This is a genomic window from Pseudomonas sp. ADAK18, from assembly GCF_012935695.1.
Lineage (GTDB): Bacteria > Pseudomonadota > Gammaproteobacteria > Pseudomonadales > Pseudomonadaceae > Aquipseudomonas.
The window spans coordinates 939,459-960,505 of sequence record NZ_CP052859.1 but is presented as its reverse complement, the minus strand read 5'-3'; the positions used below and the strand labels follow the sequence as shown (position 1 = coordinate 960,505).

General features: G+C 61.7%; 26 protein-coding genes. 3 read left to right on the top strand and 23 right to left on the bottom strand.

What is annotated here, in order from left to right; all coding sequences use genetic code 11:
* Nucleotides 1–105: 105 nt before the first annotated feature.
* The 13 genes from phnP to phnC all read right to left on the bottom strand — a co-directional run bounded on the left by phnP (nucleotide 106) and on the right by phnC (nucleotide 10,564).
* Entirely contained in the window at nucleotides 106–855 is a 750-nt protein-coding gene (gene phnP, locus HKK55_RS04465) for a phosphonate metabolism protein PhnP (protein ID WP_169353543.1), read from the bottom strand.
* Entirely contained in the window at nucleotides 846–1,409 is a 564-nt protein-coding gene (phnN, locus tag HKK55_RS04460) for a phosphonate metabolism protein/1,5-bisphosphokinase (PRPP-forming) PhnN (protein ID WP_169353542.1), read from the bottom strand. The genes phnP and phnN overlap by 10 nt, the downstream gene beginning before the upstream one ends.
* Nucleotides 1,409–2,554 (bottom strand): alpha-D-ribose 1-methylphosphonate 5-triphosphate diphosphatase, encoded by a 1,146-nt coding sequence (locus HKK55_RS04455; protein WP_169353541.1) that lies wholly within the window; start codon nucleotides 2,552–2,554, stop codon nucleotides 1,409–1,411. The genes phnN and HKK55_RS04455 overlap by 1 nt, the downstream gene beginning before the upstream one ends.
* Nucleotides 2,544–3,263 (bottom strand): phosphonate C-P lyase system protein PhnL, encoded by a 720-nt coding sequence (gene phnL, locus HKK55_RS04450; protein ID WP_169357781.1) that lies wholly within the window; start codon nucleotides 3,261–3,263, stop codon nucleotides 2,544–2,546. Before phnL ends, HKK55_RS04455 begins: the two co-directional genes overlap by 11 nt.
* Nucleotides 3,263–4,036 (bottom strand): phosphonate C-P lyase system protein PhnK, encoded by a 774-nt coding sequence (phnK, locus tag HKK55_RS04445; RefSeq protein WP_169353540.1) that lies wholly within the window; start codon nucleotides 4,034–4,036, stop codon nucleotides 3,263–3,265. The genes phnL and phnK overlap by 1 nt, the downstream gene beginning before the upstream one ends.
* Complete coding sequence (locus HKK55_RS04440) at nucleotides 4,033–4,899, bottom strand: alpha-D-ribose 1-methylphosphonate 5-phosphate C-P-lyase PhnJ (protein WP_169353539.1); 867 nt, start codon at nucleotides 4,897–4,899, stop codon at nucleotides 4,033–4,035. The genes phnK and HKK55_RS04440 overlap by 4 nt, the downstream gene beginning before the upstream one ends.
* Nucleotides 4,892–5,968 carry a carbon-phosphorus lyase complex subunit PhnI gene (locus tag HKK55_RS04435; protein ID WP_169353538.1) on the bottom strand — a complete coding sequence of 359 codons (1,077 nt, stop codon included), beginning with the start codon at nucleotides 5,966–5,968 and terminating at the stop codon, nucleotides 4,892–4,894. Before HKK55_RS04435 ends, HKK55_RS04440 begins: the two co-directional genes overlap by 8 nt.
* Nucleotides 5,968–6,558, bottom strand: coding sequence for a phosphonate C-P lyase system protein PhnH (phnH, locus tag HKK55_RS04430; protein WP_169353537.1), 591 nt, complete (start codon nucleotides 6,556–6,558; stop codon nucleotides 5,968–5,970). Before phnH ends, HKK55_RS04435 begins: the two co-directional genes overlap by 1 nt.
* The gene (gene phnG, locus HKK55_RS04425; protein ID WP_169353536.1) at nucleotides 6,558–6,995 is read right to left on the bottom strand and encodes a phosphonate C-P lyase system protein PhnG; all 438 of its coding nucleotides are present in this window, start codon (nucleotides 6,993–6,995) and stop codon (nucleotides 6,558–6,560) included. The genes phnH and phnG overlap by 1 nt, the downstream gene beginning before the upstream one ends.
* An 11-nt stretch (nucleotides 6,996–7,006) precedes the next feature.
* The gene (phnF, locus tag HKK55_RS04420; RefSeq protein WP_169353535.1) at nucleotides 7,007–7,711 is read right to left on the bottom strand and encodes a phosphonate metabolism transcriptional regulator PhnF; all 705 of its coding nucleotides are present in this window, start codon (nucleotides 7,709–7,711) and stop codon (nucleotides 7,007–7,009) included.
* Nucleotides 7,712–7,747: 36 nt separating this feature from the next.
* Nucleotides 7,748–8,530, bottom strand: coding sequence for a phosphonate ABC transporter, permease protein PhnE (gene phnE, locus HKK55_RS04415; protein ID WP_016978496.1), 783 nt, complete (start codon nucleotides 8,528–8,530; stop codon nucleotides 7,748–7,750).
* 166 nt (nucleotides 8,531–8,696) lie between these two features.
* Complete coding sequence (gene phnD, locus HKK55_RS04410) at nucleotides 8,697–9,698, bottom strand: phosphonate ABC transporter substrate-binding protein (RefSeq protein ID WP_169353534.1); 1,002 nt, start codon at nucleotides 9,696–9,698, stop codon at nucleotides 8,697–8,699.
* Between the two features lie 32 nt (nucleotides 9,699–9,730).
* Complete coding sequence (gene phnC / locus HKK55_RS04405) at nucleotides 9,731–10,564, bottom strand: phosphonate ABC transporter ATP-binding protein (RefSeq protein ID WP_169353533.1); 834 nt, start codon at nucleotides 10,562–10,564, stop codon at nucleotides 9,731–9,733.
* A 425-nt stretch (nucleotides 10,565–10,989) separates the two neighbouring features.
* On the opposite strand from phnC, the gene HKK55_RS04400 reads away from it, so the two are divergent.
* A complete protein-coding gene (locus HKK55_RS04400) occupies nucleotides 10,990–11,322 on the top strand; it encodes a DUF3077 domain-containing protein (protein ID WP_169353532.1) in 333 nt (110 codons plus the stop codon).
* 120 nt (nucleotides 11,323–11,442) lie between these two features.
* On the opposite strand, the gene HKK55_RS04395 is transcribed toward HKK55_RS04400, so the two are convergent.
* From HKK55_RS04395 to ccmA, 10 genes are all read right to left on the bottom strand, one after another.
* The gene (locus HKK55_RS04395) at nucleotides 11,443–11,835 is read right to left on the bottom strand and encodes a hypothetical protein (protein ID WP_169353531.1); all 393 of its coding nucleotides are present in this window, start codon (nucleotides 11,833–11,835) and stop codon (nucleotides 11,443–11,445) included.
* Between the two features lie 15 nt (nucleotides 11,836–11,850).
* Nucleotides 11,851–13,044 (bottom strand): c-type cytochrome biogenesis protein CcmI, encoded by a 1,194-nt coding sequence (gene ccmI / locus HKK55_RS04390; RefSeq protein WP_169353530.1) that lies wholly within the window; start codon nucleotides 13,042–13,044, stop codon nucleotides 11,851–11,853.
* On the bottom strand, nucleotides 13,037–13,510 hold the full coding sequence (locus tag HKK55_RS04385; RefSeq protein WP_169353529.1) for a cytochrome c-type biogenesis protein: 474 nt from the start codon (nucleotides 13,508–13,510) through the stop codon (nucleotides 13,037–13,039). The genes ccmI and HKK55_RS04385 overlap by 8 nt, the downstream gene beginning before the upstream one ends.
* A complete protein-coding gene (locus HKK55_RS04380) occupies nucleotides 13,507–14,043 on the bottom strand; it encodes a DsbE family thiol:disulfide interchange protein (protein WP_169353528.1) in 537 nt (178 codons plus the stop codon). The genes HKK55_RS04385 and HKK55_RS04380 overlap by 4 nt, the downstream gene beginning before the upstream one ends.
* Nucleotides 14,040–16,028, bottom strand: coding sequence for a heme lyase CcmF/NrfE family subunit (locus HKK55_RS04375; RefSeq protein ID WP_169357780.1), 1,989 nt, complete (start codon nucleotides 16,026–16,028; stop codon nucleotides 14,040–14,042). The genes HKK55_RS04380 and HKK55_RS04375 overlap by 4 nt, the downstream gene beginning before the upstream one ends.
* 3 nt (nucleotides 16,029–16,031) lie before the next feature.
* Entirely contained in the window at nucleotides 16,032–16,487 is a 456-nt protein-coding gene (gene ccmE / locus HKK55_RS04370; RefSeq protein ID WP_169353527.1) for a cytochrome c maturation protein CcmE, read from the bottom strand.
* Complete coding sequence (gene ccmD, locus HKK55_RS04365) at nucleotides 16,484–16,660, bottom strand: heme exporter protein CcmD (protein ID WP_071487711.1); 177 nt, start codon at nucleotides 16,658–16,660, stop codon at nucleotides 16,484–16,486. Before ccmD ends, ccmE begins: the two co-directional genes overlap by 4 nt.
* A complete protein-coding gene (locus tag HKK55_RS04360; protein ID WP_169353526.1) occupies nucleotides 16,657–17,412 on the bottom strand; it encodes a heme ABC transporter permease in 756 nt (251 codons plus the stop codon). The genes ccmD and HKK55_RS04360 overlap by 4 nt, the downstream gene beginning before the upstream one ends.
* Before the next feature lie 82 nt (nucleotides 17,413–17,494).
* Complete coding sequence (ccmB, locus tag HKK55_RS04355) at nucleotides 17,495–18,163, bottom strand: heme exporter protein CcmB (protein ID WP_169353525.1); 669 nt, start codon at nucleotides 18,161–18,163, stop codon at nucleotides 17,495–17,497.
* Complete coding sequence (gene ccmA / locus HKK55_RS04350; protein WP_169353524.1) at nucleotides 18,160–18,795, bottom strand: cytochrome c biogenesis heme-transporting ATPase CcmA; 636 nt, start codon at nucleotides 18,793–18,795, stop codon at nucleotides 18,160–18,162. Before ccmA ends, ccmB begins: the two co-directional genes overlap by 4 nt.
* A 198-nt stretch (nucleotides 18,796–18,993) precedes the next feature.
* On the opposite strand from ccmA, the gene HKK55_RS04345 reads away from it, so the two are divergent.
* Nucleotides 18,994–20,571: a flagellar hook-length control protein FliK gene (locus HKK55_RS04345; RefSeq protein ID WP_169353523.1), complete on the top strand. Its 1,578-nt coding sequence runs from the start codon at nucleotides 18,994–18,996 to the stop codon at nucleotides 20,569–20,571.
* Nucleotides 20,568–20,897: an EscU/YscU/HrcU family type III secretion system export apparatus switch protein gene (locus HKK55_RS04340; RefSeq protein ID WP_169353522.1), complete on the top strand. Its 330-nt coding sequence runs from the start codon at nucleotides 20,568–20,570 to the stop codon at nucleotides 20,895–20,897. Before HKK55_RS04345 ends, HKK55_RS04340 begins: the two co-directional genes overlap by 4 nt.
* Nucleotides 20,898–21,047: the final 150 nt, after the last annotated feature.

Genomic DNA, 21,047 nt, shown 5'->3' with positions numbered 1-21,047 from the left:
TTCTCCCGAAAAGATGCTGAGAGTAAACGGGAAACAGGGGCGACAAAAGGCTGAAGATCTAACCGGAGAAGTGAAGATCAACTGCAGGCGCTGCCTGGAAGTCCGCTAGATCACCCGCCCATCCCAACCCACCGTGACATGCCTCGGCAGCTCGCGGCGATGCTGCATCAACCAGGCATCTAACGTATGCCCAACATGGGTCAGCACCCCCAACTCGGCCTTCACTTCGTCAATGCACTGCAACGCCAACGTCAGGTCGTTGTGATTACGCGGTGCCTGGGGCTGTGGCGGCATGGAGCAGTCGAGCACCAGCACGTCCAACGGTTCGCGTTGCAACCAGGCACGAGTGGCCGGTGGCAGGCCGACGGTGTCGGTCAGATAAGCGATCCGCCGGCCCTGGCCTTCGAACAAATAACCGAGGGTCGGTTTGGAGTGTTGCAGTGGCAACGCGGTGACGTTCATCTCGCCAAACTGACGGGTTTCGAACTCGGCAAAGGGTTGGCTGAAATCGAGGATGCCGGGGTGTTTGTAGAGGTCCGACAGGCCTTCGGGATCCACCGGGCCGTGGACCGGGATGATCAGGCCCTGGCCCCAGCGCAGATGCAGCAGGCCTTGGGCATGGTCAGCGTGGTAGTGGGTCTGCAAAATCCCATTGAAGCTGCGCGGCGGGAAACGCTCGGTCAGGTCCGGCAGCCCGCTGTCGATCAGCCAACGCTGGTCGCCGCACTCGATCAGCGCACTGCACGGCCGACGGCGCAGGCTTTCATCACTGCGGGCCAACCCACAGGCAGCGCAGTCACAGCCATAGACCGGAACTTGGCGGGCGTCACCCGTGCCCAGCAGAGTCAGGCGCATGCGGGATGTCCATCGAGGCAACCTAGCAATCGCTCGACGGTGAGCGCCAGCGCGCCGGAGTTGTCGAGCAGGAACACGTCTGGCGCAGCGGTCAGGCTGTCGCTGAACCGCACATTGCGCGCCAGCCTCTCGTCAATATCAGCGATGGATTCGCGGCCCCGCGCCAGCAACCGCTGGCGCAACACCGCCTGATCGACCGTCAGCAACACCACCAGCAACGTCGGATAACGCAACCGGGTTTGCGCCAGGTGGGCACGGGAGCCGTTGACCAGCACGTCTTCCCCCGCCGCCAGCCAATCATCGATTTCCCGTGGAATCCCATAGGACAAGCCGTTGGCATGCCAACTGAGGGCAAACGCGCCCTCAGCGTCCATCGCGACAAATTGTTCAGGACTGACACCCTGAGCCGCCTCGCCTACCGCTTCCGCCGAGCGGGTGATAACCCGACGTACAATGCGCCAGCCACGTTCGGCCAACCGCGCACGTGCAGCATCCAGCAGGCTGTCCTTGCCCGAACCCGATGGCCCGATGAGATAGATCAACCTGCCCGCCATCAAAACACCCTCTTCGCTTGTCGCCAGACTTGTTGGACCACTGGCAGGCCGTCTTGGGTCCTGGCTTGTACCAGATCCGCTCGCAGGCCAATGGCAATTTCGCCGCGATCACTCAAGCCCGCCGCTCGTGCGGGCGCCAGGCTGATCATCTTGACCGCCTGGGGCAGATCGCAATGATTGTCCAGTGCCGCCAGGGCAAAAGCCGCTTGCAACAAGCTGGCCGGGTAGTAGTCACTGGAAAGTATATCCAGCAATCCTTGCGCAGCCAGGCCGGCGGCAGCCACATTACCCGAGTGCGACCCGCCACGCACCACGTTGGGCGCCCCCATCAATACTTTCATGTTCAGTTGCTGGCAGCCGCGGGCGGCTTCCAGTGTGGTGGGGAACTCAGCGATGGTCATGCCGTAGCGGGCCGACTCCTCGACATGGGCCAAGGTGGCGTCGTCATGGCTGGCCACCGACAGGCCGCGCGCCAGGCAGTGCTCGACGATGGCGGCACGGTAGCGGTCGCTGTATTCCTTGGAATTGGCCATTTGCAGCACGATAAAGGCATCCATGGTCTCGTCGTTCAAGTGGTACTTGCCCATGTAGTACTCACGGTACTTGGACTCCAGCACGAACTGGCGCTGGCCCGGCGAGTGGTCCATCACCGATACCAGTTGCACCAACGGGTTTTCCACCAGGTCGCGGAACACACTCAGCGTATCCGGGTGGCACAGCTCGCAGCGCAGGTGCAGACGGTGCTCGGCGCGGGTCAGGCCGGCACCTTCTGCCGAGGCAATGGCATTGAGCATCGCCGGTAATTTCTGCATGCGATTGCCCTTGGGATTGACGTCGCCGATGGACACCGCGTCGAACACCGTGGTGATGCCGGCCGCGATGATCTGCGCATCATGGCTGAGCACCGCCGAGGTCGAAGGCCAGTCCACGCCGGGGCGCGGAGTCATGTGTTTTTCCAGATTGTCGGTGTGCAATTCCACCAGGCCAGGCAGCAGAAAATCGCCGTTGAGGTCTTGGGCCTGAGGCAACTGGCTGCGGCCTTCGGCCAGGTCGACGATCATCCCGTCGCGCAGGACCACCGTGCCGAGAAACACGCGATCAGCGGTGACCAGTTGGGCATTGCTGAGGATCTGTTCAGCGGGCATGGGCGTATTCCTCTTCGGCGACGGCGGTGGGAGTCATGTCGAAATGGCGGTCGGCGACCGCCTCACGGGCGGCGCGGTCGTGGAAGATACCAATCAACGCAGCGCCGCCGGCTTTGGCTTCGTTCATCAGTTCCAGCACCACTTGGCGGTTGCTGTCATCCAGCGATGCGGTGGGCTCGTCCAGCAGCATCACCGGCCAGGCCACCATGAAACCGCGAGCAATGTTGACCCGCTGTTGTTCGCCACCGGAGAAGGTGCCGGGCGCCAACTGCCACAGACGTTGCGGGATATTGAGGCGGGTCAGCAGGTGTTCGGCCCGTGCTTGCGCATCAGCCTTGGACCACCCACGAGCCAGGGCCGGCTCCATCACTACGTCCAGGCAGGCCACCCGGGGAATCACCCGCAGAAACTGGCTGACGTAGCCAAGGGTCTGCTGACGCACCTGCAACACATCCCGAGGCTCGGCGCCCACCAACTCCAGCCAGGCACCGGCATGCTGCACACGAATGCTGCCGCTCGCCGGCAAATAGTTACCGTACAAAGTGCGCAGCAATGTGCTTTTACCGGCGCCGGACTGGCCATGCAGCACCAGGCATTCGCCGCCTCGCACACTGAATTCCACCCCGCGCAGCACGTTCAATACCACGCCGTGCTGCTGATGCAAGGTGAAGGTTTTCGAGAGGTCACGGACCTCGATCAAGGCATTCATCATGGCTGCAATACCGAAGACACCAGCAGTTGAGAGTAAGGGTGCTGTGGATCGTCGAGGATCTGGTCCGTCAGCCCGGTTTCCACCACACGGGAGCGGCGCATCACCATCAAGCGGTCGGCCAGCAAGCGCGCCACCGCCAGGTCGTGGGTGACGATCACCACGGCCAGGTCCAGCTCGCGCACCAAGCCGCGCAGCAGGTCGAGCAAGCGCGCTTGCACCGACACATCAAGCCCGCCGGTGGGCTCATCCATGAACACCAGACGCGGGCTCGACACCAGGTTGCGGGCGATTTGCAGGCGCTGTTGCATGCCGCCGGAAAAGGTCCGGGGCAAGTCGTCGATGCGCAGCGGGTCGATTTCCACCTGGCTCAGCCAGTCGAGCCCGGCGCCCCGCAGTTGCTGGTAGTTGCGCACGCCTTGGGCCATCAGGCGCTCACCGATATTGGCGCCGGCGGAGACGCCCATGCGCAGGCCGTCCCGTGGGTTCTGTTCGACAAAGCCCCACTCCGTGCGCAACAAGGTGCGGCGTTCCGCTTCGCTGGCGCTGTAGAGGTCCAGCCATTCGCCATCCTTGCCGCGATAGCCAATGTGCCCGCCCTGCGGCGGCAAGCGCCCGCTGAGCAGCGAAAGCAAGGTGGATTTACCCGAGCCGGACTCGCCGACAATCCCCAGCACTTCGCCGGGGTACAGATCAAAGCTCACGCCCTGACAGCCCTTCTCCTCGCCGTATAGCAGCGACAGGTCACGTACTTGCAACAGTGGTTGGCTCATTGGTTGTTCTCCTTGACCCGCTGGGCGCAGTACCAGGTGTCGGAACAGACAAAACTCTGGGTACCGGCATCGTCGAGAATCAGTTCGTCGAGGAACGAATCGCGACTGCCGCAAATGGCGCAGCATTGCTCCCACTTCTGGGCTTCAAACGGGTGATCTTCAAAGTCCAGACTGATGACCTGGGTGTACGGCGGCACCGCGTACAGACGCTTTTCCCGCCCGGCGCCGAACAGCATCAGCGCCGGGCTCATGTCGAGTTTCGGGTTATCAAATTTGGGAATCGGCGAAGGGTCCATCACGTAGCGTTCATCGACCATCACCGGGTAGGCGTAGCTGGTGGCGATATGGCCGAAGGTCGCGATGTCCTCGTAGAGCTTCACGTGCATCACCCCGTAATCGTTCAAGGCGTGCATGGTCCGGGTCTCGGTTTCCGAGGGTTCGATAAAGCGCAGCGGCTCGGGAATCGGCACCTGGTAGACCATAATCTGATCGGCCTGCAATGGGGTTTCCGGGATGCGGTGGCGGGTCTGGATGACCGTCGCATCAGGTGTGCTTTCGGTGGTGGCGACGCCGGCGGTGCGGGCGAAGAAGCGGCGGATGGAGACAGCGTTGGTGGTGTCATCCGCACCTTGATCGATGACCTTTAGCACGTCATCAGCACCCAGAATCGCGGCGGTCAATTGCATACCTCCGGTGCCCCAACCGTAAGGCAACGGCATCTCCCGGCCGCCGAACGGCACCTGGTAACCAGGGATCGCCACGGCCTTGAGCAAGGCGCGGCGGATCATGCGTTTGGTCTGCTCATCCAGGTAGGCGAAGTTGTATGCCGGGTCACGCACAGGCGCTTGCGTCAGGTCATTCATGGCGGGTGCTCTCGGCCGGTTGGCGCAGTTTGCGGATCAGTTCCAGCTCGGACTGGAAGTCCACGTAGTGAGGCAATTTGAGGTGCGAGACGAAGCCTGCGGCCTCGACGTTGTCGCAGTGGGCCAGGACAAATTCTTCCTGCTGGGCCGGCGAGACGACTTCTTCGTTGAACTCCGCCGCACGCAGCGAGCGGTCCACCAGCGCCATGCCCATGGCCTTGCGTTCGGCGTGACCGAAGGCCAAACCATAACCGCGCGTGAATTGCGCCAGCTCCGTGCCCGAGCCGACGAACTGATTGACCATCTCGCACTCGGTCACTTCGATACTGCCCAGGCAGACGGGAAAGCCCAGTTCTTCTGGGTCGATCCACACCTCGACATCGCCGATGCGGATCTCACCGGCGAATGGGTGATTGCGGCCGTAACCGCGCTGGGTCGAGTACCCCAGCGCCAGCAGGAAACCTTCATCGCCACGGGCCAGGGCCTGCAAGCGCTGGGCGCGACTGGCGGGATATTCCAGCGGGTCGCGGGTGATGTCGGCGATGCTGCCGGTGTCGTCGGATTCGTTCTTGATCAGGCCTTCCTTCGCGAGTAAGCCGAGGACCCGTGGGCACGGTTCCAGGCTCGCCTCAGTGGTGGTTTGCGGGCCTGGGTATTCACCGTCGGCCAACAGCGCAAAGTCCAACAGGCGATGGGTGTAATCAAACGTCGGGCCCAATAATTGGCCGCCGGGCACATCCTTGAACGTGGCAGACAAACGCCGACTCAGCACCATCTGCGCCGTATCAATCGGCACGCTTGGGCTAAAGCGCGGCAACGTAGTGCGGTAGGCCCGCAGCAGGAAGATCGCTTCCACCAGATCCCCTGCCGCCTGCTTGATTGCCAGCGCGGCCAGTTCTTCGTCGTACAGCGAGCCTTCGCTCATCACCCGGGCCACGGCCAGGGGCAACTGCTGGCGGATCTGCTCGACACCCAGCTCGGTAACGGAGGTATCGCCCCGGCGCTTTTTCGCCAGCAGACGGTGGGCATTGTCGATGGCCTGTTCGCCACCCTTGACGGCTACGTACATCAGGCAAGCTCCTCAGCGATGCGGGTGCTGCGAGGCAGGCCGATCAGTTGGTGGGCGGCGGCGAACAGCACGTCCAGGCCGCGAGGGAAGGCTTCGCGGCGTTGGCGTTCCTGCCAGAAGTCATGGGGCAGCGGCAGGCTGACCCGGCGCACAGTCTCGATTCCTGGACCGCGCCAGTTCAGGCCATCGCCTGACTCCAGATCAGGCAACTGGACCAGTAAGGTGCAGGACTGATCCGGATAGCGGTCATTGCCGTGGTCGAAGCCACCGAGGTCCGACAGGTCCTTTTCACCGAGCAAGGCGAATGCAGCCTCCTCTCGGCGAGCGGTCAGCGGGCAACCGCAGTGAAAAGCCAGGTTGGCGCGAATCAATGGCGTGTCGAACGCCGGCGCCAGCCACAACGGCGTGTCTACATCCAACAGCGCCAGGCACAGCGCGTAAGTGGCCGGCGCCAAGCCCTCAAGGTTGGGTGCGGCAGGCAGCGACTGGATCAGGCCAGGCTCGGCAAGCGCCTTGAGCGCCCCGCGAAAACCACGCTGTGCGTCCAGCACCGGATCCACAAACGCCGGTTGCAAGAGTTGGGCATTCATCAGTTTTCTCCTCGAACTAACGTGAAGAACTCGACCTTGGTGGCGGCGGTATCCGCCTCTTTCTGCGCCCGGCGTTCAACCTGGGCAGCGGCCAGCGAGGTGATCAATCCGCTGAGCCAAAGACTCGGTTGCGTGCCTTGCAAATGCGCATCGGCCAGGGCTGCCAATTCGGCGTGGACCTTGTCGCGCCCCGCCAGATAGCTGTAGCCGGTGCGACCGTCGGCCAAGCGCACCACGCAGCGGGTCACGCTCATTTCACCGACGTTGAATGGCGCGCCATTCCCGCCCATGCGGCCACGGACCAGGGTCATGCCGATTTCCGGGGCGCGAATCAGTTGGTAATCCACATCGCGCAAAGCGTCTGCATGGGGTTGCAATTCACTGCGACGGGCGCGGGCCAGCACGCCTATCCAGTGTTGTCGCTGAGACGGGCTCATCAAGGTCTCCATCAAGTCACCACCTGGTACTGGAAGCGATCCGAACGGCTGGTGGACTGCGCCAGCTCCACCGGGCGGCCATCGCGATCGCGGGAAAGGGTGAACACGGTCAAGGCTGGCAAATGCCGGGGCATCAGCAGCAGCGCGGCCTCGTCACGGTTGGGTAAACGGGCACCGATCAGGCTCTGGGTGCGGGTCAACGGCAGGTCGCGCTCACGCAGGTACTGGCGCAGGGAGCCGCCGTTGTAGTCCGCCAAGAGCGGCGCATGGCTGGCGCAATAGCGATGGCGGATCAGGCTGACAGGCTGGTGGTCGAGCTTGCGCAGGGTTTGCAGCTCGATCATTGGTGCCATCTCGGCGATGCCCAACTGCTGGGCTTCGTCGCGGCTGGCGTAGCAATAGCGACGCTTGAGCAGCACCGCCTCCACACCGACGCCCTGGGCCGACAGCGACTGGCTGTAAGAGGTCTCGGCGCCCATCGGGTAAATCAACGGCCGATCCAGTACCTGCGTGCCCTTGCCCTGCAAGCGCAACAGACTGCCTTCGAACACCAACTCGTCGATGGCCCGGCGCAAGGTGTGGCGGTTGACGCCGAAGCGTTCGGCCAACTGCACCTCGCCCGGCAGAAAGTCACCGGCCTGGTAGCTGCTCAGTTCCCGGCGCAGGATATCCGCGAGTTCGCGGTAAACCGGCTCATCTTGTCTAGACAACTGCATGCTTAAAAAAAAGCGCCCAGGGGCACCCCTCCGACGTCAGATGAACTGCTTGCGCAGTCGTTGGGAAAGCACATCAATCAGGCTCACCACCACAATGATCACCAGCAGCACCGCGCAGGTCTGGACGAACTGGAAGGCGCGGATGTTCTCCCACAGGATCACGCCGATACCGCCAGCGCCGACCATTCCCACCACCGTGGCCGAGCGTACGTTGGCTTCGAAACGGTAAAGCGCGTAAGAGACCCACAGCGGCATGACTTGCGGGATCACGCCGTAGATCACCTCTTGCAAGGCACTGGCGCCGGTAGCGCGAACACCTTCCACAGGGCCTGGGTCGATGGCCTCCACGGCTTCGGCGAACAGCTTGGCAAGCACGCCGGTGGTGCTGATCCACAGGGCCAATACGCCAGCAAAAGGACCGAGGCCGACGGCGACGACGAACAACATCGCAAACACCATTTCGTTGATCGAACGGAAGGCATCCATCACCCGACGCAGCGGCTGGTGAATCCACCACGGCGTGATGTTGTCAGCGCACAAAATCCCCAGCGGCACCGAACAGACAATCGCCAGCACCGTGCCCCAGAGGGCGATTTGCACGGTGACGATCATCTCCTTGAGGTAGGAGCGCCATTCGTGGAAGTCAGGCGGGAAGAAGTCGGCGGCGAAGGTCGCCATGTTTCCGGAATCGCGGTACAGCGCCAGCGGGTTCATTTCGGCGCCGTGCCAGGCCCAGGCCAGCAGGACCAGAAACAGGCCCCAACCGAGGTATTGCGGCCAAGTGCGTTTGCCTACGGCTTCAGCGTGCAACGTAGTCATGGGGTCACTCTCAGTAAATGTGGGAACCGGGCTTGTGTGGGAGCGGGCTTGTTGTGGCGAGGGAGCTTGCTCCCGTTCGGCTGCGCAGCAGTCGTCGACTTTTGGGGGCGCTTCGCACCCCAACGGGAGCAAGCTCCCTCGCCACAAAAGCCAGCTCTCACAAGGGTTAGCCGTTGGCGGCAGTCTTCTTGTCCAGTTCGGTGATGCGCTGTTGCAGCTTGGCCAGGTCGGCGTCGATATCGGCGAGCTTCTTGGCCTTGTCGGCGGTTTCCAGCTTGCTGTCGGCACTGATGGTGGTGCGCTGCTTGAACAGTTCCAGTTGGCGGATTGGCAACAGCTGGTCGTCGCTGGACTTGAGGAATTTGCCCAGTTGCATGTTCTTCAGCACCGCCTTCTCTTCGTCGGTGTCACCGTAGTTGGCGAAGAAATCGCGGATCTTGGTTTTCTCGCTGTCACTCAGGGCCTTGCTCCAGACCATTGGGTCGGCGGGGATCAGCGGCGACTTCCAGATCACCTTGAGCAGAGCGGCTTTGTCCGGCTGGGTGACTTCCAGGCGGTCCCAGCTTTCGGTGTTGAACGTGGCGACGTCCAACTGCCCTTTCGCCACGCTCAACGCATTGACTTCATGGCTGGAGTTGAGCGTGCGTTTGAACGCGGTGGCAGCATCGACGTGGTTCTTGGCGAACACGTAGTAGCCCGGCACGAGGTAGCCCGAAGTGGAGTTCGGATCACCGTTGCCGAAGGTCAGGTTCTTGGCGTTCTTGAGCATGTCTTCGACGTTGTTGATCGGGCTGTCCTTGCGCACGATCAACACGCTCCAGTAACCGGCGGCACCATTGGCAGCGGCGGTCTGGGCGAAGATCTCACCGTTGGAACGGTCCACTGCCTCCATGGCAGCCTTGTTACCCAGCCAAGCCACGTCGACCTTGTTGAAGCGCATGCCCTGGATCAAACCGGCATAGTCGGAGGCGAAGGTGGCGTTGATGGTCAGGCCGGTTTTCTTGTGCATGTCATCCAGAAACGGCTGCCAGATGCTCTTGAGGTTCTGCGAAGACTCGGTGGACATGATGCCGAAGTTGATGGCCTTGTCGGCGGCCTGGGCGTTGCCCAAAACGCAACTGGCCAACAGGACGGCAGACAGAAACACGTGACCAATACGGTTCAACATGGAATGGATTCCTGTGGGTCGTGGGAGAGGTTTCAAGCGCGCGCCAGGGCCAGCCGAGTGGGGGGCTCGGTACGGCGGGTCTGGTCGGAAAACATCAGGCTGGTGTCGACGTCGGCACCGTACAAATCATTGAGGAACTGGCTGCTCATCTCCGTGGCCTGGCCATCGAAATGAATCCGCCCACCTTTGAGCGCCACGGCTCGCGGGCAATAACGCATGGCGTAGTCGACTTGATGCAGGGTGACGACCACGGTCTTGCCGTCGCGGCCGTTGATGTCGGCGAGGATCTCCATGACCTTGCGCGCCGACTCCGGGTCGAGGGAGGCGATGGGCTCGTCGGCGAGGATGACTTCGGCACGCTGGGTCAGTGCCCGGGCAATCGCCACCCGCTGCTGCTGGCCGCCGGACAACGTCGAGGCGCGCTGTGCAGCCAGGTCGGCGAGACCAACACGGGCCAGGGACTCCATGGCGAACTGTTTTTCCTCGGCATTGAACAAGCCGAGGTTGCCACGCCAGCGCGGCATGCGGCCCAGGCAACCGAGCAGTACGTTGTCGATCACACTCAGGCGATTAACCAGGTTGAACTGTTGGAAGATGTAGCCGATATCCGCCCGCAACCGCCGCACCTTGCCATTCAACCGCCCGCTGGCCTGTACTTCCCGGCCCAGCACCTTGACCCTGCCGCCGTTGCCCTTGTCGCAACAGGCCAGGCCCGCGAGGTGACGCAACAAGGTGGACTTGCCGGAGCCGGAAGCGCCAATCAGCGCGACCATCTCACCGGATGCAATGGTGAGTTCGAGGTCGACCAGTGCGGACTTCTTGGCAAAGGTCTTGTTCAGATGATCGACATGGATAGCTGGAGTCATGGGCTTCTCTGTCTGGTTGAACAGCCATCCGTGGCTGTATTTGAGTTCAAACGACAGTAGGCGCGGGAGGTGTCAGGCCTATGACTTGCACATGACGGGAGTGAAACGGTTTGGTTAAGGTTTTGTGAAAGGTTGGAACTGGCCGAGGGACCGTTCCCACACAGATTTAGGGTTGCTTGCGGTCGATCTCACCGCGAACCTTCGCGAGTCGCTGCAAAATCAGCGAACGGGTGTGGTAGCCCGGTTCTTTCATAGACCCCAAAACGCTCAAGGGCGTTTTTTCGTGCGGGCTGCTTTGTGGCGGCTGTGCATGGGAGGCTTCGGCCTGCCGGGTTTCTATGACCGGTCTACCACCCCGTGTACAGTCGCCTCCTTACATCGTGTGGTAGCGAGATGGAGGTGCTTACTCATAGAGGAGCTTCACCATGAAAAAAGTGACCCCGAACCCACCGCCCTACTCCTTGAACGACAGCAAACTCCACGACGCCGCCCAGCGCGCCTTCAAGCATTACGAACTGCACTCACAACCCGCCTCCCCTGCGTCAGAAAAACTCTTCACCGTACGTACCGGCCTCAGCACCGAGGAAGCGTTGAGCAATGCCAGCGAGATTCTTGAGTCGGCGGCGGTCAGCGCGTACGACTGCACCGGACATCTTGAAGGCTCCAGCCGCAAGCAAGTACTGGCAGTGGTGCAGTTGATCGAGATGGCACAGTTGTTGGTGGATGCGGCGCTGAACAGAGAGTATCCGGCAGCCTGATTACCGAGTGGGAATGAGTTCCTGTGGCGAGGGGCTTGCCCCCTCGCCACAAGGTGTTTGCCCCTCTTCAGAATACATTCCAAACAGGCACAAAAAAGGCGACCCGATGGTCGCCTTTTGTCATTGCGCGTACTGCTTGCTCAACCCCGGCGGTACGCCGTGGATATCGGTCTCTTCCCAAGGCCCATTAGGGCTGATGGAACGACTCCAGCCGTTGCTCCAGCGGTAGTACGTGCGCTGGCGGTAAAACGTGTCCGGCTGCTCCTCCAGCACATACACCTGCATCTTCCCATCCCAATGGCTGGCAGCCCCAGGCGGCGGGGCGAAGGTGGCGGAGGTGCTCGGTGGCGCCTTGGGCGGTGCGGTCACCGGCCCGGACGGTTTAGTACTCGGATGGGTTGACGGCCCGGACGGTGGAATAGTTGGGCCGGTAGGCGCCGAAGGCCGATGAACCGCACAAGCACTCAAGCCCAGAACCAGGCTAAGCAGGGTGATACGAGCGATGGCGGTCATGGGCACTTCCTCACGTTATTTATCCGGGCTGTCGATGGTCAGTTGCTGCAAGGCCGTGGTGCTGCTGGCCAAGGGTTGGCTGCGGCCGATCCACTCGCCAGCGGTCGGTTGACCGGCCCGGGATATGCGCGCAACCAGTTGGACTTCGGGAAAGTTGGACAGTTTCAACTGCGGCATCATCGCATCAGCGTCACCCAGTTCGACGGTGACCGGCAGGTCGGCCACAGTGAAACGCTTGACGGCCAAAGGCGCCGGCGGGCCGTTTACCGCGCGGGCAAAGATGAACACGCTGTCGCTTGGCGAGGCCTTGGCTTTAATGTCCGCTGAGAGGTCAACGCGGACCTTCATTTGCGCTTGTGCCTTAACGGGCGCCACAGTACCGCCGCTTTCTTTCAGCTTCTGCGCCGCCCGATCAATCCCGCCTTGCAGTGCCGCACGCGAGTTGTCTTGGGGTGGCAACTGCGCCAGCAGGCGGTTCCAGTAATCAATCGCCTCCTGATAACGCTGGCCTTCAAAGGCCGCGATACCCAGCAACCCGAGGCTGGTGACTTCTTTCGGGTCCTGCTTCAACGCTTCATCGGTCAAGGCCTGGACCTTGGGCGACCATTGTTTGTTGTCGGCAAAGTACTGTGCTTGAGCCCACTGCCCCAGCAGCTCCGGCTGACGACCGGCCAATGCCACCGTGCGCTCGAAGACTTTTGCGGCATCGGCCGAACGGTCCTGGGCCATGTAGGCGCGACCGAGGAAGTACAGGCCTTCCGGCGAATCCGGCTGCGCTGCTGCTGCCCGCTCCAGACGTCGTGTCATGTCTTCCATGGACACCGGTGGCTGGGAGAATTCGCGGGTCAACTCGACCTTGTCGCTGGCACCGTAATGCAGGTAAAGACCAAGACCCAACACCGGTACGAGAATCGCGGCCAGCAATGGCAACGGCTTGCCAAGGCGTGATTCCCGAGGTTTTTCCACACCCTCGGTATCGGCCAGCAATTCACGGGCCGCTTCAGCGCGACCGCTATCCAGCTGCGCGGCATCAAGCACGCCTTCGTCCTGCTGGGTTTGCAATTCCGCCACGCGTTCCTGGTACAACGCTACGTTCAGCGCGGTGCGATCTTCTTCACGTTGGGCACGACGTCCGCGCAAAACCGGGATCAACAGGAAACTCAAGGCAACCAAAAGCAGCAGACCTGCTGCGAGCCAGAAATCAATCATCAGTGTTTTTGTCCAGCAGTTGGTCGAGGCGTTGACGCTCGGAGGCGGAAAGCGAGTCCGAGCCTTCGGCCGGAGCGGCGCGACGACGGCGGATGATCACGGCGATGACCACCAGGCCACCCAACAGCAACCCCGCGGGGCCAAACCACAGCAGCGCGGTCTTGCCGGTGAGCGCCGGCTTGTAGCGGACGAAATCACCGTAGCGGTCGACCATGAAGTCGATGATCTGCTGATTGTCCTTGCCCTCGCCCAGCATGCGAAAAATCTCTTTGCGCAGATCGGCGGCAATCGGCGCGTTGGAGTCGGCGATGTCCTGGTTCTGGCACTTGGGGCAGCGCAGTTCCTTGGTCAATTCGCGAAAACGCTCGCGGTCACCGTCTTTAGCGAACTCATAGGTGTCGATGGCGGCGTGAGCCACGCCGGCCATGCTCAAGCCCAATACCGCAGCGGCTAACCAACGCTTCATGGCTTGGCCTCGTCGACCAGCGCCTGATACTTGGCGGCCAGTTGCTCGCGCCAGACCACTTCGTCGATCACCCCTACGTACTTGTCGCGGATCACACCCTTGGCATCGATGAAGAAGGTTTCCGGAGCACCGTAGACACCGAGGTTGAGACCGAGGTTGCCGTCCTCATCGCGGATATCCATCTGGTACGGGTTGTGGAATTCCGATAACCACTTCAAGGCCGACGCATTGTCGTCCTTGTAGTTGATGCCGTAGATCACCACGCCCTGCTCGGCCAGCTTGTTCAGCACCGGATGCTCGACCCGGCAGGAAATGCACCAGGTGGCCCAGACATTGACCAGTGCCGGCTTACCCTGCAAATCGGCCTGGGTCAGGGTTCGGTCGCCCTGCACCGTCGGCAGGGAAAACGCCGGGAACGGCTTGCCGATCATCGCTGACGGCAGCTCGGCGGGGTCCAGATACAGACCGCGATACAAGAACACGGCCACCACCAAAAACAGGGCCAGCGGCAACATCATCAACCAACGCTTCATACGGCTGCCCCTTGCAGGCCGAGGGCTTCACGCACCCGGCTCTTGACCTTGACCCGATAACGTCGGTCCATCGCGGCCAGCAATCCACCAAAACCGGTGAGCAAACCGCCGAACCAGATCCAGCGCACGAACGGTTTGACGTGGACCCGCACGGCCCAGGCGCCATCACCCAACGGCTCGCCCAAGGCGACGTACAAATCTCGGGTAAACCCGGCGTCGATCCCCGCTTCAGTCATCATCGAGCTTTGCACGGTGTACAGGCGTTTTTCCGGGTGCAGCACGGCCACTTCCTTGCCGTTGCGCACGACGCGCACGGTACCTTTGTCCGATGTGAAGTTCGGCCCTTCGAAGTGCTTGGCGCCCTCGAAAATGAAGTGATAACCGGCCAGGTCCATGGACTCGCCCGGGGCCAGGCGCAGGTCGCGCTCGGCACTGTTCTGGCTGGACAACACCACGCCCAGTGCGCAAACGGCGATGCCGAGGTGCGCCACCTGCATACCCCAGTAGCTGCGAGTCAGGCTCGGCAGGCCCTTGATCAGGCCTTTGTGGCGGGTCTTGTCGAAGATGTCGCGCACGCCGGCCAGCAATACCCAGGCGGCGAGCATGAAGGTCGCCAGCACGGCCCAGTTGAAGTCGCCGTAAGCGATCCCGGCAACCACGGCCAGGGCGGCGCTGCCCAACAATACAGGCGTCAGCATGCCCACCAGCCATTTCACCGGTGTGTCTTTCCAACGCACCAGCATGCCGATCGCCATCACCACCATCAGCAAGCCCATCAGCGGGATGAACAGCGCGTTGAAATACGGCGGCCCAACGGAGAGCTTGGCGCCGGTCAAGGCATCGAGTACCAGCGGATACAGGGTGCCCAGCAAGATCATCGACGCAGCCACCACCAGCACCAGGTTATTGCCCAGCAGCAGGGTTTCCCGGGACCACAGGTTGAAGCCGACATGACTCTTGACCACCGGCGCGCGCAGGGCGAACAGCGTCAACGAACCGCCCACCACAAACAGCAGGAAGATCAGGATGAACACGCCTCGCTCGGGGTCGGAGGCAAACGCGTGCACCGACGTCAGCACGCCCGAGCGCACCAGGAAGGTACCCAGCAGGCTCAGGGAGAACGCAGCAATGGCCAATAACACCGTCCAGCTCTTGAACACACCGCGCTTCTCGGTCACCGCCAACGAGTGAATCAGCGCCGTACCCACCAACCAAGGCATGAAGGAGGCGTTTTCCACCGGGTCCCAGAACCACCAGCCGCCCCAGCCAAGTTCGTAGTAGGCCCACCACGAACCCAAGGTGATACCGATACCGAGAAAGGCCCAGGCAACAATCGTCCACGGCCGCGACCAGCGTGCCCAGGCCGCATCAAGACGCCCGCCAAGCAAGGCGGCGATGGCAAAGGCGAAGGCTACCGAGAAACCGACGTAACCCATGTACAGCATCGGCGGATGGACGATCAGGCCGATGTCTTGCAGCAGCGGGTTGAGGTCGTGCCCGTCCGCCGGGATTTGCGGCAGGATGCGGGTGAATGGGTTGGAGGTCATGATCAGGAACAGCAGGAAGCCGATGCTGATCATGCCCATCACTGCCAGCACCCGCGCCAGCATCACTTGCGGCAGTTGCCGGGAGAAGACCGATACAGCGAAGGTCCAGCCGCCGAGAATCAAGGCCCACAGCAGCAGGGAACCTTCGTGGGCACCCCACACGGCGCTGAACTTGTAGTACCAGGGCAAGGCGCTGTTGGAGTTGTTGGCGACATAGGCGACGGAAAAGTCGTCGGTCATGAAGGCATAGGTCAGGCAACCAAAAGCAAACGCCAGAAAGGCGAACTGCCCCCAGGCGGCCGGCTGGGCCAGGCTCATCCACAGGCGGTCACCGCGCCAGGCGCCCAGCAGCGGGACGATGGCCTGGACCACGGCGAAGCACAGGGCGAGGATCATCGCCAGTTGGCCCAACTCAGGAATAAACAGTGCAGACGTCATCACTTAGCCCTCCTTGGCAGGGGTTGGGGCTGATTGACCGCTGTCTTTCAGCGCTTTGGTCACTTCTGGCGGCATGTATTTTTCATCGTGCTTGGCCAGTACTTCATCAGCCACCACCACGCCGTCGGCGTTGAGCTTGCCCAAGGCGACGATGCCCTGGCCTTCGCGGAACAGGTCCGGGAGGATGCCGCGATAAGTGATGGTCACGGATTTATTGAAGTCGGTGACCACGAATTTGACGTCCAGGGAATCACCGGAACGTTGCAGTGAACCCTTCTCCACCATGCCGCCAGCGCGAATGCGCGTGTCCAGCGGTGCTTCGCCGTTGGCGATCTGGGTCGGGGTGTAGAACAGGTTGATGTTCTCCCGCAGGGCGCTCAAAGCCAGGGTCACGGCAATGCCGACGCCGGCCAGAATGGCTAGGATGATTAACAGACGCTTTCTACGCAGCGGATTCACTTATCGGTCTCCCGGCGCAGACGACGCGCCTCTTGTTGCAGGTAACGCTTGCGGGCCAGGATCGGCGCGGCGACGTTAAGGGCCAGCACCGCCAGGCAGATGCCATAGGCCGTCCAGACGTACAGGCCGTGATGCCCCATGGCGAGAAAATCACTGAAAGAAGCAAAACTCATCCACGGGCTCCCAGGCTGTTGTGTACTTCGGCCTTGACCCAACTGGCGCGGGCTTCACGCTTGAGCACTTCGAGGCGCATGCGCATCAGCAGCACGGCGCCGAAGAAACAGTAGAACCCCAGCACCATCAATAGCAGCGGCGCCCACATTTCCACAGGCATGGCCGGCTTTTCGGTGAGGGTGAACGTCGCGCCCTGGTGCAGGGTGTTCCACCACTCCACCGAGTACTTGATGATCGGGATATTGATCACACCGACGATGGCCAGCACGGCGCAGGCCTTGGCGGCGCTGTCGCGGTTGCTGATGGCGTTGCCCAGTGCGATCAGGCCGAAGTACAGAAACAGCAGGATCAACATGGACGTGAGGCGTGCATCCCACACCCACCACGAGCCCCAGGTCGGCTTGCCCCAGATCGCACCGGTGGCCAGCGCCACGGCCGTCATCCAGGCACCAATGGGCGCGGCGCATTGCAGGGCGACGTCAGCCAGTTTCATCTTCCACACCAGGCCGACGATGCCGCATACCGCCAGCATCACGTAGCAGGACTGGGCCAGCATCGCGGCAGGAACGTGGATGTAGATGATGCGAAAGCTGTTGCCTTGCTGATAGTCCGGCGGCGCGAAGGCCAGGCCCCACACCAGGCCGATGCCGATCAGCAAAACGGCGGCGATGCTCAACCATGGCAGCAGTTTGCCACTGATGCCATAGAACCACTTGGGCGAGCCGAGCTTGTGAAACCAGGTCCAGTTCATTGCTGTTTCCATCACGGTGCTTCTTGTCGTTGCAAGAAGCCAAGGGTCTTTACTGGTTAAGTAATAACTTAGCCAGACCTCATTATTCGCCGACGCTGATCTTCAGGCCAGCCGCTATAGCAAAGGGTGTCAGGGTTACCGCCAGGGCGGCCAGGCTGCCAAGCCACAGGAGGTAACCGGTCGCCGGCATGCCCTGGAGCGCAGCTTGTAAAGCGCCGCTGCCCAGGATCAACACCGGGATATACAAAGGCAAGATCAACAGGGCCAACAGCAGGCCACCCCGTTTCAAACCGACGGTCAGTGCCGCACCGACAGCGCCCAACAAGCTGAGCACCGGAGTGCCGAGCAATAATGACAGGAGCAACACCGGCAGGCACTCGGAGGGCAATCCCAGCATCATCGCCAGCAGTGGCGCGAGCAATACCAGCGCCAGGCCGGAAAACGCCCAGTGTGCCAGTACCTTGGCCAGAACCAGAAGAGGCAGGGGGTGCGACGAAAGGACCCACTGCTCAAGGGAACCATCTTCGAAATCACTGCGAAACAGCCCATCCAGCGAGAGCAGGACCGACAAAAGGGCCGCTACCCAGACCAGTCCCGGGGACAAGGTTTGCAACAGTTTAGTCTCGGGCCCGACCGCCAAAGGGAACAAGGCGATGACAATCGCGAAGAACACCAGTGGATTGGCCAATTCAGCCGGACGACGGCACAGCAAGCGTGCTTCACGGGCAACCAACAGGGCGAAGACACTCATACCGACCACCTGCCCAGATCAAGGTCACGGTAACCGGCGGGCATCCGGGCCAGGGTGTGATGGGTAGTGAGCACCACCATGCCGCCCTGCTCGCAGTGCTTGGCCAAGTGTTCTTCCAGTTGCGCAACACCCTGTTTATCCAGGGCAGTGAACGGTTCGTCGAGAATCCACAGCGGCGGGCCCTCCAGATACAGGCGGGCCAAGGCCACACGGCGCTGCTGACCAGCTGAAAGGGTGTGACAAGGCACATCCTCGAAACCTTTGAGTCCAACGGCAGCCAGGGCCTGCCAGATGGCGTCACGGGTGGCTGGATGATGCAGGGCACTGAGCCAGCTGAGGTTTTCTTCAGGGGTCAGCACATCCTTGATCCCGGCGGCGTGGCCGATCCATACCAGATTGCGGGCCAGTTCCGTGCGCTGCTGGTTCAAGGGTTTGCCGTTGAGGCGTACTTGCCCGGCCGTCGGCTGCATCAAGCCGGCCAGCAGGCGCAACAGGCTGGTCTTGCCACTGCCGTTGGGCCCGCTGATCTGCACCATGTCGCCGCCCGCCAGACGCAGTTCGAAGTGTTCGAAGAGCATCCGCAGATCGCGTTCACAAGCGAGCGCTACGGCTTCTAGAAGAGGGCTGGTCAAGAGATCGCGTGCCTTTACGGTTCAAGTCGGCGGTGGAGCGGCCGTTAAAGAGATGCAGAATAGATGCTTTGACGGCCTGTTTTAGAGAGCTGGATCAAATAGTTGTAAGGTTTTAGCCGCTCTCTTTGAAGACGGGCGGCATTATACATGTGATGCCCTACTCTAAAGAGGGCAATTTCCCTTGAGACGGCGCGCGCGATGACCGGTGACATCAACCTTCCTGTGCTTCCCCCGACGCCCCCGGCCGCGCCTCGCCCTGCTCCGCCGGTGGGTGAACTGCTGAAATTGCTGGAGCCCCAGACCGGACTGATTGACCCCGGAAAAACCGCGAATGCCGAGGTACTGGCGCTCAAGCAAGGCGGCGATGCCTTTCAGTTATTGCTCAAGTTGACCCTTGAAGGCGGCCGCCAGACCCTGGTCCAGGCCTCCAGCAACCAGCCACTGCCGTTGGGCAGCAATGTAGCGGTCAGCCAGGCACCCTCGGGCAACCTGACCATCAGCCTGCAACAGGCCCTGAGTTCCACAGTCGCCACCCTGACCCGTATCGACACCAACCAATTGCCGGTGGGTACGTTGCTGCAGGGCAAGGTGATCACCACCCAACCGCTGCCCCAAGGCACGGGCCAGGCGACCCTCTATCGTTCCATGGTCAGTGTGCTGAACAGCGCTATGAGCGGGAGCACCCTGGCGATTGAAAGCCCGCAACCATTGCGCATCGGCAGCTTGCTCAGTGCCGTGGTGCAGAACGCGCAAACCTTGAGTTTCGTGCCACTGAGCGGGCGTCAGGATCAACTGGCCATCGCTCAGCAACTCTCCACCCAGCAAAGCCGTCAGGGATCCCTGGACAGCGTACTCAACGCCTTGCAAAACCTGCCCCGCAGCGACAGTACCTCAGCCGACCTGCGCGCAGCGGTCGAACGGTTGCTCTCAGGCTTGCCGGACCTGGCGCAGATCAGCACCCCCAAGGGCCTGGCGCAGGCCCTGCAAAACAGTGGGGTGTTCCTGGAAGCCAAGCTATTGGCCGGGCAGAACCCGCTGGTGGAGCCGCCGGATATGAAAGGCAGCCTGCTGCGCCTGGTGGCGCAATTACTGCCCACCCTGCCCGCCAGCACCAACCTGAATGCCATCCTCGCCGCCAACACCCTGGCCCAGGTACTGCCCAGCTTTGTGCGCAGCCCGTTGGGCACACTTGGCCAAGTCGGCGCCCGCACCGCTCCAGCCGGTTTCCCTTTGCCGGAGCGGCTGATGCAATCCCTGGACGGCGAAAACAGCCTGGAAAACCTGCTGCGCCTGGCTGCCGCAGCCATCTCCCGATTGCAGAGTCATCAACTGTCGAGCCTGGAACAAACCGGTACCACCGCCGACGGCAAACTGCTGACCACCTGGCAGTTGGAGATCCCGATGCGCACCTTGCAAGACATCGTGCCGCTTCAGGTCAGGTTCCAGCGCGAAGAACCGGCACCGGACAAGGAACAGCCCGAACGCAAGGCCAATAAGGAACCCAAGCAGATACTCTGGCGCGTGGAACTGGCCTTCGATATGGAGCCTCTGGGCCCGCTGCAGGTCCAGGCGCAACTGAGCCAGGGCAAGTTATCCAGCCAGTTGTGGGCTACCCGCCCCTACACCGCCAACCTGATCGAAAGTCACCTGGGTAACCTGCGCGAACGCCTGGTGGCCTCGGGACTCAACGTTGGCGACCTCGATTGCCACCTCGGCGCACCACCCCAAGGTCCAAAAACCGGGCTTGATCAACGCTGGGTGGATGAAACCGCATGAAAAACGCTAATCCGCCCCGTCAGGCCATCGCCCTCAAGTATGACGGTCAGCAAGCGCCAACCCTGAGCGCTAAAGGTGACGATGCCTTGGCCGAAGCCATCTTGAAGTTGGCGCGGGAACATGAAGTGCCGATTTATGAGAATGCCGAACTGGTCAAATTACTGGCACGGATGGAGTTGGGCGACAGCATTCCCGAGGAGCTGTACCGCACGGTTGCCGAGATTATTGCGTTTGCCTGGACGTTGAAGGGCAAGTTTCCGGTGGGGTATGACCCGGATGCGGGGCCGGTGGAGCGGGATGTGACGGATAGAGGGGATGATTACTGATGTACGCAGACTAAAATGTGGGAGCGGGCTTGCTCGCGAAGGCGGAGTGTCAGTCACTGAGGTGTTAATTGACCCACCGCCTTCGCGAGCAAGTCGAATCGTCGCACCGCCGCTCCCACATTTGCGCCGTGCAAGGCTGGATTGACTCGC

What these genes read in the sequence shown, in the direction of transcription:
- phnP (WP_169353543.1), bottom strand. Translation starts at nt 855, where the DNA reads ATGCGCCTGACTCTGCTGGGCACGGGTGACGCCCGCCAAGTTCCGGTC.
- phnN (WP_169353542.1), bottom strand. Translation starts at nt 1,409, where the DNA reads ATGGCGGGCAGGTTGATCTATCTCATCGGGCCATCGGGTTCGGGCAAG.
- HKK55_RS04455 (WP_169353541.1), bottom strand. Translation starts at nt 2,554, where the DNA reads ATGCCCGCTGAACAGATCCTCAGCAATGCCCAACTGGTCACCGCTGAT.
- phnL (WP_169357781.1), bottom strand. Translation starts at nt 3,263, where the DNA reads ATGAATGCCTTGATCGAGGTCCGTGACCTCTCGAAAACCTTCACCTTG.
- phnK (WP_169353540.1), bottom strand. Translation starts at nt 4,036, where the DNA reads ATGAGCCAACCACTGTTGCAAGTACGTGACCTGTCGCTGCTATACGGC.
- HKK55_RS04440 (WP_169353539.1), bottom strand. Translation starts at nt 4,899, where the DNA reads ATGAATGACCTGACGCAAGCGCCTGTGCGTGACCCGGCATACAACTTC.
- HKK55_RS04435 (WP_169353538.1), bottom strand. Translation starts at nt 5,968, where the DNA reads ATGTACGTAGCCGTCAAGGGTGGCGAACAGGCCATCGACAATGCCCAC.
- phnH (WP_169353537.1), bottom strand. Translation starts at nt 6,558, where the DNA reads ATGAATGCCCAACTCTTGCAACCGGCGTTTGTGGATCCGGTGCTGGAC.
- phnG (WP_169353536.1), bottom strand. Translation starts at nt 6,995, where the DNA reads ATGAGCCCGTCTCAGCGACAACACTGGATAGGCGTGCTGGCCCGCGCC.
- phnF (WP_169353535.1), bottom strand. Translation starts at nt 7,711, where the DNA reads ATGCAGTTGTCTAGACAAGATGAGCCGGTTTACCGCGAACTCGCGGAT.
- phnE (WP_016978496.1), bottom strand. Translation starts at nt 8,530, where the DNA reads ATGACTACGTTGCACGCTGAAGCCGTAGGCAAACGCACTTGGCCGCAA.
- phnD (WP_169353534.1), bottom strand. Translation starts at nt 9,698, where the DNA reads ATGTTGAACCGTATTGGTCACGTGTTTCTGTCTGCCGTCCTGTTGGCC.
- phnC (WP_169353533.1), bottom strand. Translation starts at nt 10,564, where the DNA reads ATGACTCCAGCTATCCATGTCGATCATCTGAACAAGACCTTTGCCAAG.
- HKK55_RS04400 (WP_169353532.1), top strand. Translation starts at nt 10,990, where the DNA reads ATGAAAAAAGTGACCCCGAACCCACCGCCCTACTCCTTGAACGACAGC.
- HKK55_RS04395 (WP_169353531.1), bottom strand. Translation starts at nt 11,835, where the DNA reads ATGACCGCCATCGCTCGTATCACCCTGCTTAGCCTGGTTCTGGGCTTG.
- ccmI (WP_169353530.1), bottom strand. Translation starts at nt 13,044, where the DNA reads ATGATTGATTTCTGGCTCGCAGCAGGTCTGCTGCTTTTGGTTGCCTTG.
- HKK55_RS04385 (WP_169353529.1), bottom strand. Translation starts at nt 13,510, where the DNA reads ATGAAGCGTTGGTTAGCCGCTGCGGTATTGGGCTTGAGCATGGCCGGC.
- HKK55_RS04380 (WP_169353528.1), bottom strand. Translation starts at nt 14,043, where the DNA reads ATGAAGCGTTGGTTGATGATGTTGCCGCTGGCCCTGTTTTTGGTGGTG.
- HKK55_RS04375 (WP_169357780.1), bottom strand. Translation starts at nt 16,028, where the DNA reads ATGACGTCTGCACTGTTTATTCCTGAGTTGGGCCAACTGGCGATGATC.
- ccmD (WP_071487711.1), bottom strand. Translation starts at nt 16,660, where the DNA reads ATGAGTTTTGCTTCTTTCAGTGATTTTCTCGCCATGGGGCATCACGGC.
- HKK55_RS04360 (WP_169353526.1), bottom strand. Translation starts at nt 17,412, where the DNA reads ATGAACTGGACCTGGTTTCACAAGCTCGGCTCGCCCAAGTGGTTCTAT.
- ccmB (WP_169353525.1), bottom strand. Translation starts at nt 18,163, where the DNA reads ATGAGTGTCTTCGCCCTGTTGGTTGCCCGTGAAGCACGCTTGCTGTGC.
- HKK55_RS04345 (WP_169353523.1), top strand. Translation starts at nt 18,994, where the DNA reads ATGACCGGTGACATCAACCTTCCTGTGCTTCCCCCGACGCCCCCGGCC.
- HKK55_RS04340 (WP_169353522.1), top strand. Translation starts at nt 20,568, where the DNA reads ATGAAAAACGCTAATCCGCCCCGTCAGGCCATCGCCCTCAAGTATGAC.